The organism is Flagellimonas nanhaiensis (genome assembly GCF_003382275.1).
Taxonomy (GTDB): domain Bacteria; phylum Bacteroidota; class Bacteroidia; order Flavobacteriales; family Flavobacteriaceae; genus Flagellimonas; species Flagellimonas nanhaiensis.
Genome location: NZ_QTJX01000005.1, coordinates 1 through 15,335, shown reverse-complemented (window position 1 = coordinate 15,335; position 15,335 = coordinate 1). Strand labels below are relative to the sequence as shown.

The 15,335-nt window shown below is 39.7% G+C and carries 14 protein-coding genes; 4 read left to right on the top strand and 10 right to left on the bottom strand.

Translation table 11 applies throughout. The features are described 5' to 3' along the window. Positions 1–45: 45 nt before the first annotated feature. The 7 genes from DX873_RS15965 to DX873_RS15935 all read right to left on the bottom strand — a co-directional run bounded on the left by DX873_RS15965 (position 46) and on the right by DX873_RS15935 (position 10,971). Positions 46–1,191 carry a DUF819 family protein gene (locus DX873_RS15965; protein WP_116185498.1) on the bottom strand — a complete coding sequence of 382 codons (1,146 nt, stop codon included), beginning with the start codon at positions 1,189–1,191 and terminating at the stop codon, positions 46–48. 17 nt (positions 1,192–1,208) lie between these two features. Then, positions 1,209–2,840, bottom strand: coding sequence for a gamma-glutamyltransferase family protein (locus DX873_RS15960; protein ID WP_181899537.1), 1,632 nt, complete (start codon positions 2,838–2,840; stop codon positions 1,209–1,211). Then, positions 2,822–4,096 carry a pyridoxal phosphate-dependent aminotransferase gene (locus DX873_RS15955; RefSeq protein WP_116185496.1) on the bottom strand — a complete coding sequence of 425 codons (1,275 nt, stop codon included), beginning with the start codon at positions 4,094–4,096 and terminating at the stop codon, positions 2,822–2,824. The genes DX873_RS15960 and DX873_RS15955 overlap by 19 nt, the downstream gene beginning before the upstream one ends. Positions 4,097–4,132: 36 nt before the next feature. Further along, positions 4,133–5,683: an N-acyl-D-amino-acid deacylase family protein gene (locus tag DX873_RS15950; RefSeq protein WP_116185495.1), complete on the bottom strand. Its 1,551-nt coding sequence runs from the start codon at positions 5,681–5,683 to the stop codon at positions 4,133–4,135. Positions 5,684–5,802: 119 nt separating this feature from the next. After that, a complete protein-coding gene (locus tag DX873_RS15945) occupies positions 5,803–7,224 on the bottom strand; it encodes a SusD/RagB family nutrient-binding outer membrane lipoprotein (protein WP_116185494.1) in 1,422 nt (473 codons plus the stop codon). Positions 7,225–7,237: 13 nt separating this feature from the next. After that, the gene (locus tag DX873_RS15940) at positions 7,238–10,474 is read right to left on the bottom strand and encodes a SusC/RagA family TonB-linked outer membrane protein (RefSeq protein WP_116185493.1); all 3,237 of its coding nucleotides are present in this window, start codon (positions 10,472–10,474) and stop codon (positions 7,238–7,240) included. Positions 10,475–10,569: 95 nt separating this feature from the next. Continuing rightward, positions 10,570–10,971: a M14 family metallopeptidase gene (locus DX873_RS15935; protein ID WP_147296679.1), complete on the bottom strand. Its 402-nt coding sequence runs from the start codon at positions 10,969–10,971 to the stop codon at positions 10,570–10,572. Between the two features lie 626 nt (positions 10,972–11,597). Here DX873_RS15935 and DX873_RS15930 point away from each other — a divergent pair. From DX873_RS15930 to DX873_RS15915, 4 genes are read left to right on the top strand one after another with little or no spacing between them, the layout of a single operon-like run. Next, positions 11,598–12,878, top strand: coding sequence for a tyrosine-type recombinase/integrase (locus DX873_RS15930; RefSeq protein WP_116185491.1), 1,281 nt, complete (start codon positions 11,598–11,600; stop codon positions 12,876–12,878). 46 nt (positions 12,879–12,924) lie between these two features. Next, complete coding sequence (locus DX873_RS15925; RefSeq protein WP_181899536.1) at positions 12,925–13,269, top strand: hypothetical protein; 345 nt, start codon at positions 12,925–12,927, stop codon at positions 13,267–13,269. Continuing rightward, positions 13,253–13,624, top strand: coding sequence for a hypothetical protein (locus DX873_RS15920; RefSeq protein WP_116185489.1), 372 nt, complete (start codon positions 13,253–13,255; stop codon positions 13,622–13,624). Before DX873_RS15925 ends, DX873_RS15920 begins: the two co-directional genes overlap by 17 nt. Next, positions 13,614–13,847: a hypothetical protein gene (locus tag DX873_RS15915; protein WP_232520959.1), complete on the top strand. Its 234-nt coding sequence runs from the start codon at positions 13,614–13,616 to the stop codon at positions 13,845–13,847. Before DX873_RS15920 ends, DX873_RS15915 begins: the two co-directional genes overlap by 11 nt. Here DX873_RS15915 and DX873_RS15910 read toward each other — a convergent pair. Genes DX873_RS15910 through DX873_RS15900 form a run of 3 tightly spaced genes read right to left on the bottom strand, consistent with a single transcriptional unit; the run spans position 13,844 to position 15,129 of the window. After that, positions 13,844–14,176: a hypothetical protein gene (locus DX873_RS15910; RefSeq protein WP_116185487.1), complete on the bottom strand. Its 333-nt coding sequence runs from the start codon at positions 14,174–14,176 to the stop codon at positions 13,844–13,846. The two genes, DX873_RS15915 and DX873_RS15910, sit on opposite strands and share 4 nt — an antisense overlap. A gap of 60 nt (positions 14,177–14,236) precedes the next feature. Then, entirely contained in the window at positions 14,237–14,866 is a 630-nt protein-coding gene (locus DX873_RS15905; protein ID WP_116185486.1) for a hypothetical protein, read from the bottom strand. Then, positions 14,863–15,129 carry a helix-turn-helix domain-containing protein gene (locus DX873_RS15900; RefSeq protein ID WP_116185485.1) on the bottom strand — a complete coding sequence of 89 codons (267 nt, stop codon included), beginning with the start codon at positions 15,127–15,129 and terminating at the stop codon, positions 14,863–14,865. The genes DX873_RS15905 and DX873_RS15900 overlap by 4 nt, the downstream gene beginning before the upstream one ends. Positions 15,130–15,335: the final 206 nt, after the last annotated feature.

The following is a 15,335-nucleotide window of genomic DNA, read 5'->3' as shown; positions in this document are numbered from 1 at the left end:
TCCCTTTCTTAGCCTGATGATTTCAAACCATTTTTTGATTTAAAATCAACCTGTAAAGAGTTTCTGCAAGAAGAAAATGGTGATCATTCCCCAAAATGTTCCTGTGGCCATGCTCAGAACTGCCAACAAGATGGCATGGGGCATCCATTTTTTTTCATAGGCCGCTGTAACTGCGGGGGCTGTGGCTATACCCCCAACGTTGGCCATACTGGCAATGGGTACCCAAACTGAATTCACATTAAGAATTTTGGATATGAGTAACATGAACAAAAAATGCCCAATCAACCAAACGACCAAAAACCAGACAAGCGCAGAACTTATCTGAATCAGGTCAAATTTTAGCTTGAGGCCAAGTACTGCCATTACCGCAACTATCAAAACTCCACCTAGTTTTAGAATAAACTGAAAGGGCCAATTTTTGAGATAATTGCCCAGGCCCATTCCAATGATAGAGAGTAGGATTATTTTGTAGACCAAATTGTCAGTTATGGCGTTAATGATCAGCACACAAATCAACAATATTGCAACCACCCAGATAGGTTTTATCTGCTTCCCCATTGTCATATCAATTGATCGTGGTTTTTTATCGTCTGATATTCCAAGCTTTTTGTTCACTAGATCGGTTCTTTTGATTCCCTGGAACATTAGAATTGTCCAAATATTCACCATGATATTGTCAATGACCAGAATGTTCAGAAAAATTCCCTCTGGGCACTCAACCAATTCTTTTAGTACCAATTGACTGGTGCTCCCGCCTATCCAACCCCCTACAATTGGAGGAACACCTTTCCAATACTCTTGGTTCCCGAGCACTTCAGTAACCAAAAAACTTTCTCCTTTCAACCAAATAAAGACCACTGGAAAAATGGCAATCCACACAGAACCTGAAACAAAAAGAGCAATTGGCCTCCATCCCATCGCTTTTAATTGGGCAATGGATAAACTTGCCATTACAGCTACGATAGCCAACGGAATAAGGTAATTCTTGCTAAAGTCGTGGATAGCATGTCCGGAAAAATCAAATCCAAATGTTTTGTTGACCACAGCTGGAATCACGTAGGCAAATAAAATAGCCGGAAACCAATCCAGAATACTTTTTATGTACCTGTTCTCCAATCTGTTGAGATATATTACAAATAGGATGGTTCCTATGCTGATGAACCACGGTGTAAAGTCAGTTTCTAAAATCATTTGGACTTCAAAATCGGTTAATCAAAAACGGTAATGTAGAGTCCATCCCTTCTAGGGTCTGCAGCTCCAATCCATACAGAGTCTTCTTTGGCAATAGCATGGACCCCACCATAGTAAGGGTTCAATCCATCCTTTAGGATCAGGCTTTCATCAGGAACACGGAACTCAAGGTCATATTTTTTTATCAAGTCATTGTTTATTTCCAAAGTATCGCTCTTTTTCTCCAAATACACCCTTTTTCTGTTGACATGTATTCTATTTGAAGAAATAAGTGCCGTAATATCCTTTTGATTGATCCACTTGGCAGTAAGTTGGGCCACTGTTGAGATGATTCTTGAACTTCCCGGACTGCCAATTACCAAAACATTCTCTGCATTTTTTTGAACAATAGTTGGCGACATTGAGGAATAGGCCATCGCATTTGGGCGCAAAGCGAAGGGATGTTCAGGTTTTTCAAACACAAAGTCGTCCATGTAGGAATTGTACAAAAAACCCAGCTTCTCGGAGGCAGCCAATGAACCAAAGTAGGCATTGATACTAGCCGTAACGGCAATGGCATTGCCTTGGTTGTCCACAATGGAAAAATGTGTGGTTTCCCCAGTTTTCTTTTCTTGTACTTCACTAACCTTTATTGAATCGGGACCTATCTCCATTAATTTTTCAATATGGTCTTTGCCCAATTTCGTCTCAACTAGGCTGTCATATTCAATGAGATCAGTGACGGGATTTAGCCTTCTATCATTCTGGCCCAAGTAAAGTGCCTCGATCAAAGCATTTTTATCCCATTCTTGATTTTGTATTTTTTGTTCCAACAATTCCAATATCAAAAGAGCGGTCCATCCGCCGCAAGGTGGGGGTTGTGAATATACTCTATGCTCCCCGTATTGTATGGTCAATGGTTCCAACACTTTGGGTTCTGGAAATTCCTCAAGATCTTTTAAACTAATCCAGCCTCCATTTTTCTGCATATCTTCAGCTATGGTATTGGCTATTTCACCTTTATAAAAATCATCTGCACCATGGGTAGCCAATCTTCTCAAAGTTTTGGCCAACACTTGTTGCTTGATTTTTTGCCCAGATTTTGGCACTTCACCTTGCAACAAGAAAAGATCAGTCCCAAAAGGACTGCTCTTTAATCTATCACCATACTTCTGATATACCTTGCTCCTAAACGGTCCAACTTCATAGCCCTTTTCGGCAAGTTCAATGGCTGGTTGAAGTAATTCTTCCCATGAAACGTTTCCACTGCCATAATTACGGTACAAGTAGTCCAAAACCTTTACGGTGGAGGGCACCGTGCTTCTTCGATGATAGGATAAGGTATCCTGGCTGTCCACTAGAGTGCCACGTGGTGAAAAAGTTGTCCCATTAATTGCCACAGGAGTTTGGTTTTTAGTAGAAAGCAGTATTTGTGTGCCGCCGCCCAAACCTGACATGGCTGGTTCGGTAACTGCTAGTGCAAAGGAAACGGCGACAGCCGCATCGAAGGAGTTTCCTCCCATTTTCAAGATTTGTTCACCGACCTTTGAAGCTTCAGGGGTAGCTGAAGACACTACACCAAGAACATTCTTCTCTTTTGTGGAACAGGAAAGGACCATTATCATCACCAAATATCCCACGACCCATTTTCTTATAAAGTTAAAATCCATGAAGCAATCTTTTTTACGGCCAAAGAAATTCTTGGGCATTGTTGTTCAATTATGTCATTATCAATTTTGGTTTCAGGGTGTTTCCTCATGAATACCAGAAACTTTTCTCCATCAAAATCAACATAGGAAAGTCGAGCTGAAAAGCAGTCCTTAGGATGTCCAAAAGCTGTCCCCGGAAGCAGTGCCACCCCAGTTTCGTTCAATAGAATTTGACAAAATTCCTCACTCGAATCTATCCCTTTGGAAATGATTTGGGATTTCCATTTTCCAAAATTGGGATATAGATAAAATCCGCCTTCCGGTTTTGGCATCGTAACACCTAGTTTGGTCAGTTCGGTATACACATAGTGTCCTACCGCCTTCAGAATCTTTCTTGATGCATTGAGGTATTCCTTTAAGGATTCGTCCTCCTTGTAAGCTTCTATGGCGGCATATTGTATAGGTGCACTTACCGAAGTGAATGTCTCACTGGCCACTACGGCCATTGCTTTTTGGATATAGGTCAATTCTTCTGGGAACACAAAAATTCCAAAACGCCAGCCACCCGCACCGGCCCATTTGCTAAGTCCCGTACTAATGATAGTACCTTCAGGGTAAAATTTGGCAATGGTCTGATGGTTTCCTTCATGATGGACCTCTCCATAAATTTCATCTGCAATGACAAGGATTTCCTCCTTCCTTAACATATGAGCCAAATCCTCCAATTCTGCATCTGAATACGTGTTTCCCAGAGGGTTGGAAGGGTAGTTCAATATGAGGACCCTTTTTTTGTCAGTATCCTTTTTACAGTGTTCTTCCAAAGCTTTTGGGTCCAATTTCCATCCGTTGGTCTCCAATGTAGGAAGCCATTTCACTGTATGATTGTTCAGAAAGGCTTGGGGTTCATAGGACACCCAACTTGGGGTTGGCAACAACAACTCATCAAATGAGCAGGCCACCTGAAAATTGTATATCAATTCCTTTGAGCCTGGACCCACCAAAATGCTATTGGCATTTACTTGCAACTGATAATTTCTTTTGAAGTAGTTACCAATTTCTTCACGAAGTTCATAGAGACCTTGCACCGGCAAATAGTCTTTTTGATGTGCATTTTTTTTCAATGCCTCCACAATCTTTGTGGGCACTGGGAACGGAGATTGACCAAAACCTAGCCTAAATACCTCCTTCCCTTGGGAAATAATCTCGGCGGACAATTCATTGATCGCCAAAGTAGCCGAGGGTTTTACCTTCCCCATTGTTGAATCTAGATCTATCATATCTAAACTGTTAAAATAATTGGATTATGTTGTTTGTTACTCTTTGGAAAGAACTTTTCCGTTTCGCATACCTGTAAAAGTGCCTTCTTCTACTGCAATTCTCCCATTGATTATACTATGGGACAAACCACTTGAAAGTTCAAAAGCATTCGAATAGGTAGCTTGATCCTGGAATTGGTCCGGATCAAAAACTATTACATCTGCATAATAGCCTTTTTTTATAGCTCCTCTCTCTGGAACCTTAAATATTTGGGCTGTTTTATAGGTGCTGTTGTTAATAAAAGTTGCCAGGCCAATTATGCTGTCCTTTTTTACATATTTGGCATATTTTCTTGGAAAGGAACCGTATTTTCTTGGATGGCCCATGTTACCATCTGACCCTGTTACAACCCATTGCTGGGTCATGAAATTGTGTATATCCGATTTTTCCATGTTGAAGGAAACTACCTTGGCATTTCCATTTTTTAATATTTCATATACGGATTCTTCTGATGACATTTTAAATTTCAGTGCTAATTCATCAAGGTTTTGTCCCACAATAGAAGAGTCAGGGTGTTTGACTATCAATAATTTGGAAGGACCTCCTCTTCGTTCGATGTTGGTATTGGTTTCCTCCAGAATCTTTTTATTCAGTTTTGGGTCTTGAAGTCTGAAAAACAAGGAATCCAATCCACCGCTTTCTGCCCATCTAGGCACAACAGCAGCTTTTAAACTTGTTGCGGATGCATCATAGGGATATTGATTTGCAGTCACCTCAATTCCTTCACCTCTGGCATCTTCCACCAGCTTGATTATTTCTTCACTTTTTCCCCAAACATCTTTCCCCAAACATTTAATATGGGAGATGTGAATTGGGACTCCGGTTTCCCTACCAATTGATATGGCCTCTTTAACAGCATTTATCAACCCAACACTAAATGAGCTTTCGTCCCTGAGATGGGTGTCATAAATTCCGTTATTATTGGCAACGATTTTTGATAAGGCTACAACTTCTTCAGTATTTGAGTAGCTCCCTGGAGCATAGTAAAGGCCTGTTGATATACCAAAGACACCTGCATCCATTTCTTGCTGCACCAGTTCTTCCATTTTCTTGAGCTCGTCTTCCGTTGGGAGCCTGTCACTCTTACCCATTACCTCATCTCGAACAGTTCCATGCCCAACCAATAAGATTGCGTTGGTACCGATGCCATGGGAGTTGTACAATTTACTATAGTCCTCCGTAGGATAGAAGCTATCACCGTCATTGCCCACAACCACAGTGGTTACTCCTTGAAAGAGGAACGGTTTGTTGTGCGCTGTGTTTTCATTTACCAAATCCCTATCTGCATGGGTATGCGGGTCTATGAAACCTGGGCAAACAATTTTTCCGGAAGCATCAATTGTTTTTTTGGTACTAATCTGAACTTCTTCTACTGTGCCCAAAAAAACTATTCGGTCATCCTTGATGGCGATATCAAGCATTGATGGTGTTTCTGATAGACCTGTATACACCGTACCCTTGGTTATCAAAATATCAGCTTCAATCTTCTTTTTTGAACAGGAAAGGAAGAGAAGGATGGCACAGAACAAGAAAACAACCCTTTTCACTTAAAATTATGTATTTGAATTATGCAACAATTTAAAGAAAGGCCACTTAATCAGAAATTAAGTAGCCTTTCATAACTAAACTAACTCAAACTGTATCTAAACAAGAACAACTTTCAAGTCTATTGGTTTACCGGAGTTGGCGTGAACAAATCCGGAATTGGGTCTGGTAAATTGCTATTGTTGTTAATCTCGTCTTGAGCGTATAAAAAACGCTGTGGATTAACTGTCGTAGTAGCATTGTTTAGTGGGAAGGGCACCAAAACGTCCGTTTCGGCACGCAATCTTCTTGCATCATTGAAAGGCATATAAGTACTAAAACCAGTCACGTATCGCTCTTCAATAATTTCCCGCATTACTGCACGATCCGTAGCAATGTTATCGGCATTCTCCATACCTCCCGCTTCAAAATCAGCCAGCACATAGGCATCATAAAGGAAGGTCTCATCTCCATTGATCAGGTTAAAAGCGGCTCCAGTATTTAAGTAGGCTCTCAACTCGTTCAATTTGTCTATGGCTCCCTGAACATCGTTGTTTGCCCTTAGCAAGCATTCGGCCCAGATAAGAATGTTCTCTTCATAGCTCACCAATTTCATTGGCGTAGTAGCATCATCTATTCCTCCAGACTGATTTCCATCTCCACTGATAAAGGAATAGTTTCTACGTGCGGTTTCGTCTGTTTTTGCATTATTTCTACTACCTGCATTATCAGGATCCATTAAATCTCTATAAAAAGTTCCTTCGCCAGTCATATCACCCGCTCTACTACTGTTAACAAAGTTGAACAGAATGTTACTGTTCCCAGGAACATCTCCAATTGGATTGTAATACATGGTTCCCGAAGCACTGTTAATTCCATTTACCACATTTGCCAATGCCTGTGCATACTGTTTGGTCTGCAAATAGTAGCGAGCCTTTAAGGTATATGCAGCAGCTATCCAACTATCCGCATCACCTCCAAAATAGTAATCTTGACTATCAGTAACACTTGTGGTTGAACCGTTTTGCAATTTTGGTATGGCATTATCCAACAAGGTTTGTAGTGCTGCATAAACATCTGCCTGGCCATCCAAAGTAGGATCTTCAGAATCTACTCCAGGATTATCTGGAGTGGCAGTGGAATAAGGAATATCTCCAAACAAGGATGCGGCCGTACCTACTGCCAAAGCTTCATTTACATCAATAATGCCCTGCAATAGTCCAACATCTGGAGAAAGTCTACGGATCTCTTTGTTCTGAACCAATATTCCATTGTACAAATGTCCCCAAACCGCATTGGAATCACCAGGGGTATAATCATAATTATATAGGGTCTGCTGCACCAGCTGCAATCCAATTAAACCTCCTGTATAATACATGCTTGTCCTAGCCAGTTGCCCTTGTTGTACCTGAGCATTGGCCAATAATGTTCCTCCAAGTAACAAATCCCCTGAAGGAACCTCCACTAATTGATTAGGATTATCATTTACATCTAAGTATTCGTCACATGCGGTTGCCGATACTAGAAAAATCAATGATAAAATTATTTTATATCTAGATTTCATAATTTCCTACGAATTAAAAATTAAAATTGATTCCAAAAGCATATGTTCTTGATCCAGGGTTGGAGAAATAATCCAATCCACGTGCTCTACCCACACCAAACTGGTTGATATCGGGGTCAATTCCGACCACATCGGTCCAAATGATCAAGTTACGGCCAGATGCTGTAAACTGCACTGAACTCAAGCCTGTAGCCTTTCTAAACTTCTCGGAATTTAAGGTATAGGACAAAGACAGCTCCCTTAAACGAGTCCAACTTCCATCTTCAACGGCAAACTCATTTAACTTTCCGTCTCCAAAACCGTACAGTGACGTGTAGTATTCCTCATCAAGCAATACATTTCCGCCCCCAAAATTACCGACGTTACCTCTAACAACCGAGCCAGCAGGGAAAACATCTCCATCAAAGTTCACCAAGTCCTCTTCAAGGGTAATAGTCTTACCCACATCGGCGTGAGTTCCAAAGAAGGATAGGATAAAACGTGTACGCTGTGCAAGGTCATTTCCTTGACTGGTATCAAAAGAAGCTGCAAGGGCAAGGTTCTTATAGGAAAGGTCAAACTGAAGACCACCTCTCCAATCTGGATTGGGATCTCCTACAATCAGGTTTCCTCCTGTATCAACCTGTGGGAAGCCATTGGCATCTAAAACAAGATTACCGCTTGCATCCCTTAGTGCTCCTTGAGTATACAACACCCCAAGTGGCTCGCCATCTATCGCAACAGACTGAATTGATGAGCCTTCAGAAAACTCCTGAATGAATTCTCCTTCTCCGGTAACTCCTCTTACAACATTTTCATTGGTGCTATAGTTCAGCGCTATGGAACCTTTCCAATCTTGTTTTCTCAAAAAGTCATATCGAAATTCAATTTCAAGACCATCATTTTCTATGGTAGCCCCGTTTGCATAAATCTCATCAAAACCAAGGGATGGAACCAAAGCAAGATCTAGGAGTACATCCTCGGTTTTATTTGTATAGTATGTTGTTGAAAGCCCCAACCTGTTTCTTAAGAATCTTAAGTCAAGACCGACTTCATATTCTGTTTTAATTTCAGGTTTTAGGTTGGAGTTTCCTAAACGTTCATCCAATTGGAATCCTCCTCCAAAATTTTCCAAAGCAATTTGGTCGGAAAAGGATGAGAAAGTACCCACTTCAAAAACGGTTTGCTCTCTATGTGCTATTGGCACATTTGCCACCTGTCCGTAAGCAAATCTAAGTTTTCCGAAGGATAGAGGTCCTGGGTTTTTCATTGCTTTGGTAAAAGTCCATCCCAATTCCGCACTTGGATAAAAGAAACCATTATCCGATGCTGGAAGTACAGAATGCTTTTCATACGCCCCACCTAATTGCACTATAAGTTGATCGGCATAGTCAAAATTGGCTGTACCATAGAAGCGAATGTTCCTTCTACTTGTCCTTGTAGTCTCGGAGCCAACGTTTTCCCTTGCGGAAAGCTCAGCGGCATCTAGGGGACTCCTAAAATTAGCGATAAAGTTATCCGCTTCCGTAAAGATTCTTTTCCGCCTTCTATCATTAATACCGAAACCAACAATGACATTAGTATTGAGGTCCTTGGCCAATTTATAATTGAAATTGGTGATAAGATCGCCGTTATATTCTTCGTTATTGATGGTCTCATCGTTCAAAAGGCCATATCTTCTTGCAGCTCCAGCCGTATAGTACGGAAAGAAATATACCCGGGTATCCACATAAAAATCCACACCACCTCGAAGAATTGTACTGATGTTGTCATTCCATTGGTAGGATACTTCCCCAGTTCCGATCAAACGGTTTACTTTGGCGGTACTCTTTTGTTCATTAACTGTCCAAAGTGGGTTGTTATAAATGACATTGTCACTATTGGCCAAATATCTTCTATACCCCCTATGTCTGTTTGGTGTAATGGATCCAGAGCTACTATGGTAATTTCCAATATAATCACTCTGATCAAAATCTGGCGGGGTACGCAAGAGGCCTAAATATAGTCCTGCCGTATTTGAACCCTGTTGTGTTCTGTTGGAACCCGTGTGCACATAATTTGCTTTGAAATTAGTGCGTAGTTTATCAGTTAAATTCTGGGTTAAATTAATGGTAAAGTTGGTTTTCTTATAGTAACTACTTTTAATAATACCATCTTGATTTACATGCGCCGCACTTATATAATAAGTACCCTTTTCATTACCACTGCTCACCGATACCTTGTTATCAAACGTAACACCTGATTGGAAAACCTGATCAAAGTTTCTATTGGTGAATATGTCTGTGGAGTTCTTTTGTGTAATTGGATAAATGATGTTATCCGAAACCAGAGACTCAAAAAACTGCCCCGAAGTATCTACATCATCAGCCCCGCCTGACCTCTCTGAGATTCTGTCTCCCCAAGAACGTTGCGCTGTTGGACTATAACTACCTCCGTTACCTTGACCGAAAACCGTCTGCAATGGATGTTCGTATGAAATCTTATCAATGGAAACACCAGTAGAATAATTTACATTGAATTTCCCAGGCTTACCTTTTTTGGTAGTAATCACAATAACCCCGTTCAAAGCTCTTGATCCGTACAATGCACCTGCGGAAGCTCCTTTAAATACCTGAAACGATTCAATATCCTCAGGGTTGATATCATTTAACCTGGACTGTTGCGAAACCCCTGCGGATTGATCGCTATCTCCAGAACCAGCCAAGTTATCGTTATTCAAGGGTATACCATCAACTACAATCAATGGCTGACTAGACCCACTCAATGAACTTGTTCCCCGAATCTGAATGTTGGACCCTGCACCAGGATCACCAGACGTTGCGTTGATGCTAACACCCGCCGCCTTACCGGCAATACCATCGATAATTTTGTTCTCAACAGGCTGTACAAGCTTATCTGAATCAATTTTGGAATAGGTTGATGCCATTTTGTCCCGTTGCTCAACAAAACCCAATGCGGTAACCACCACCTCGTCCAAAGCTTGGGCATCTTCTATCAAAACTACATTCATGGTAGTAGTCTCTGCGGAAACTACCAGCTCCTGTGTACCATAGCCCACGTAGGTAAAGACAAGTGTTTGGCCTGCTTCTACACTAATGGAATAGTTACCATCAAAATCTGTGGTGGTACCAGTTGTGGTTCCTTTAACAACGACGGAGGCACCGGGCAATGGGCCTGTTTCGTCACTGATGTTACCGGAAACGGTCTGTTGGGCACTGACCACCGTCAGCCCCAAAAGAAAAAGAATCAAAGAAAAAAAGGTTTTTTTCATACAGTTTTAATTAAGTTAGTTACTCGCTCTATTTAGTTAGTTAGGTATTATTCTATTTATTGGTTTCGTTATTTCCATGGCTGATATCCTCCCCATTACTCTGATTCTGAAAGCCATGATTCAACAAATTCGGGCATTAGTCTCCTTACTTTTTTATTAGTGTAAAAGATGTTATACCATGTAAAAAGGAAGTCAAGCCCGATAAGAAGTTCCTTCTTTGTTTCTTTCATAACCCCCTCTATATACTCCACAGTATCCTTTATCTCCAGCTGTCTATATTTTGACCAATCCCTATTTGTGTCTACCCCACCCAGATTGTGTCTCCAATGACCATGATCTACTCCATCCAGAGCGTAAGTTTGCTTTGTTCGATTTTCTATTATTTCGGAGCTTGTACCTGAGGGAGTTTCAAAACGAACCTTTTTGGCCACACCATAGGAAATAACCATAAAAAATGGTGGTGTTACCCAAATTGATTTTAAGGTTGATGCAATCAAGGTTTTAAGGTTTGTTATTGATCTATTGAAATTATGCTAAACTTGCGATAAATTGAACATACCAATTTTTTGAAACAATACATACCAATTTTGCTTCTAAATATCGAAAAGTATACTAAAGACAAGAGCTTCAATGCTGGTTTACCCCATTACAATATTTTTCTCAATTTTTTAAAGGTTCCGAAAGGAGACATTTTAGAAGGGAAACTGTATAACCATCTTCAGAACTAATCGTGAAAGAGCTTGATAAAATACATTTATGTATAGCCCTTGATGCCTGTGAAAACAAACTCTTTGATTAACAACAAAAAAGCCTGAAAAAATTGTTTCCAGGCTTTTTAAAAGAAATAATAATTTGTGATTGCGGGAGGATTGGCTTTGCCCTTTCTGACAAAGCTCCGCTTTGAAAATAGTTTATACAAAAAAACACTCAAGCAAGCTTGGTGTTTTCTCTTATCTAACTATTTATTAGTGACCGCGGGAGGATTCTATAATTATACTAAAAACAACTATAAACAAATAAAAAAGCAATATAATATATTACACTTAATGTCTTTTTATTATATTTGCTTGCGTTTGTATGTGTGTTTTGCCGTGCAGATGTCGTGCAGAGGATAAGTATAACAATGGCATCAATTAGATTAATCACCAGGGGAAAGGGCAATCCTTCACCACTTTATATCAGGTTCCTGAACGGTCGTTCATTGGATATCTTCTATAACACAAAGATACAGGTCGATCCATCCGAATGGGACAACAGCAAATCCAACTACAAGAACCTTAAATCCATCCGCAATAGGGTCAAGCAACAGGCCAGGTTCGAAAAATTGAAGTCACATGTCCTTTATGAGTTCAACGAGGCCTATATGATGGGGGAACTTATCGATAGGGAATGGCTGGAGAACACGGTCAAAAGTTTTTTTGGGCGCCCGATCATTGAACACAATATGCGGGTAAGTGAACATTTTTTGTATTATGGAAAATTTGTGGATTGGTGGCTAAAGGAAAAAGCGCCCACATGGAGGACACAAAAAAACAAATACCTTGAGCATAGGGCCATACAACAATATGAGTCGTTCCTTGTATTGTGGAGAGGGTTTTCTACCGGGAACACAAAAATAAGGGCTGTCGATTCGGTCATGATAGGTGAATTTGTCGGCTACCTTGAAAAGAACAGCTACAGCATGGCCACAATAAAAAGGCATATCGGAAGGTTAAAATTTTTCTTGTTCAGGGCAGAAACGGAAGGAATAAATATTCATCCGAGCTCGAAGGAAAGGACGTTCTACACAAAAGAAGAGGAAATTGATGTCCCCTACCTTAATGAGGATGAAATCGAGGAAATATTCAAATTGGACTTGACCCATGACCACGTTTTGGACTATATACGCGATAATTTCATAATTGCGCTATGGACGGGGTTGAGGATATCTGACTTCAACCATAACCTTAGCCCGGAGAACATTGATGGAGGATATATAAACATCGTTACCCAAAAAACAAGAACAAGGGTAATGCTGCCAATCCATCCCCACGTGCAATCAGTATTGGATAAATGGAATGGCGGACTCCCGAAAAGATGTAATGATGTCAGGTTCAACAAGAAAATAAAGGTCATCTGTATGTTGGCCAACATCGACAATGAAGTAAAAGGGAAAAAGTTCGATAAGGAAACCAAGCGCAAAAAAGTGGACTACTACAAAAAATGGGAGCTGATTACCGCTCACAGTGCAAGACGTTCATTTGCAACAAACTTGCACGGAATGGTAAACAACGATATATTAGCAGAGCTGGGAGGATGGGCTGATGTCCAAATGTGCTTGCACTACATAAAAAGGACCAAAAAAGAATCAGCGGACAAGCTGAAATCAGTTTGGAAAGAAAAATATAATCTAACGAATCAATAACAAAGAGATGGGGGAAAATCTATCAGACGGCCAAAAATTAATTAGCGTGATCGAGGCTCTAATGATCACGAGATATGAATTGGCAAAAACTTTGGGGTATGCGAGTCATGCGGCAATTTATGCCGTTGTCGATGGAAGGAACAATATGTCACCGGGAATGATGGATAGGATTGTCAGAACCTATACAAACGTTAATTATGGTTTCCTTAAATCCGGGGAGTTGCCAATACTTCTAGATAAAGCAGGTGCCCAGGCCCAGATGAACTCATTGAACATAGCCCAACCAAATTCCGATATAGCCGCTCTACAAAGAATCATGAACATTCCCGATCAATTAGATCGGATTGAAAGTAAATTGGATAAATTGTTGGGTGATGAGAAGGACAGGTAAGACTACTCGTCTTGTAGATTTGGCCATTCAAACTTTATTTGAAAAGGGTGAGATTTTTATTGCTGATATGAAGTGGATAGAGTCTGAACGTCGTGGCTTCACTTCAGATGAAATAGCTGATAGAGATAAGTTTATTGATGAAATTGATGCTTCTCAAAGAATTCAGAATCATCTAATGTCAAGAATTCTGAAAAGATTGGAATCTGAACACCATGGACAATTCGAAGTGAACGGGCGGTTTATTAGGTTAAAATCCGATTATCAATTTTCAGTAGACACCCCAAAAGGCAGAATGTTAGTGGGATATAAAGACATTAAAAAAATGCACGATTTTAATTACGGCAATGATGAGTGATAAGGAAAATTTTTGGGATAGAGAAAAAACCAAAATTGCAACCGAAGGTTTAATCGAGTTTTGCAGAAAGCAAGAAATTAGTTTTAGAAAACTTGAATCTAATTACTCTGGAGTTGAATATTTGTCCAGAGCGGTAATAGAAGGTGTTATTACAATGGATGATTATATTCAGATTCTTCCAGCGATTTCTAATCCGTATGCGCCTTACGAATTAACTTCCTAACATCTATACTTATGGTGCCTGAACCTTTTCATATTCTCCCTTTTATCTGGGTAAGATAGAGAGTGTTCATATTCCGGATTTAGGTCAAAGGTCAACAACAATATTCCTGAGAACATCCAATCATTGACATCATACTTCAGGGTACAGTCATTGACCCGATCGATGTAAAGGACGCACTCATCTTTTATTTTGTCCCATTTTAACCCTTTTAGATGGCAAGCCCTTTTGATATGTAGCAATACTGCTTTAGGTATCTGAATCTCCATTTCAGCACCACGGTAAACTTTCCTGTCTTGGACATCGATTTCTATTTTCGGTTTTTTGAACATGGAATAAAAATAGGGAATTATATCACTCCGACCATCTGAAGCACTTTCTTTAGCTCTGATTTAGCCATATTTCCAAATAAAACCATAAGCTAAATTTCTTTCTCCTCGGCATACAGCTCTAATATTGTTAATTGATTTATAGTAATTTTTTATATCCAAAGTACCATTCTTCCAAGTCTTGATTAAATTCATTTTAGTGTCAAACTGAAGTACAACTTTTGTCCTTGATTTTGATATTGCTCTGATAGCCATTTTATGTCGTTCAGAATTTTTGTTTTTCCAATCATTATATTCCCATGTTACCCATTGAGTATTTTCAAAAGAATAGCCTTTATGGTCCTCTAAACGGTCACATGAAGGTTTTAGTGATTTAATAAAGTTTGACTTTTTCCAATTTTCAAACAATAAATTAAAGTCCCTATCTAGTAATGAATTTTGGATAAACTCATTAATATTGTACTTTGGCGAAGGATGTCCTCTTAGTTTAGATTTTCTTTTTTGGGTATAAAAAATTCTTTTTAGTAATCCCTTTTTGGTTTTGACAACTTTTTGAGAATATATAGTTGACCTGCCTTTTCTTCTTTTGTACAAACATTTTTTACAAGTACCATTTAGGTTATCTTTTGCGCTATTATCAACATAAAAAGAAGTTTCTGGAAGCTTAAGTTTACAGGAGTTGCATTTCTTCATCTCCTGACTCTTTTTCTTTTTGACTTTTTCTCTTTTATCACAATCTCTAAATTTAGTGCATTTAGGATCCTTACCAGCATATAGACAGTAATCCTGTGCTTTTTTCCCCGCTCTATTCTGGAAATGTAGGCATTGTCAACACCTGAAGCCCTGGAAATGGAACTTTGGCTAATTTCAAGTTCAATGCGCTTTTCCTTTATGAACTGTGCCAGGTACTGCATTACCTCTTCATCGCTTCCGCATAAGTTTAGGTTGTTGCTCATAATGATTTAATAAAGATTTCGATTTTCTCTATCAATTCAGGAAACCCTTCAGCCTTCAACCTTTGATAACCTGAAGTATTTCCATTTATAAATCGGATTCTTGCTTTAAATTCGATTTCCTTAGTAAATTGGATAAGCCGGGTAAACTGACCCACCTTCGCCGGATGAAACTGACCATGGCAAATGGACTGCCCAGATTTGATCTA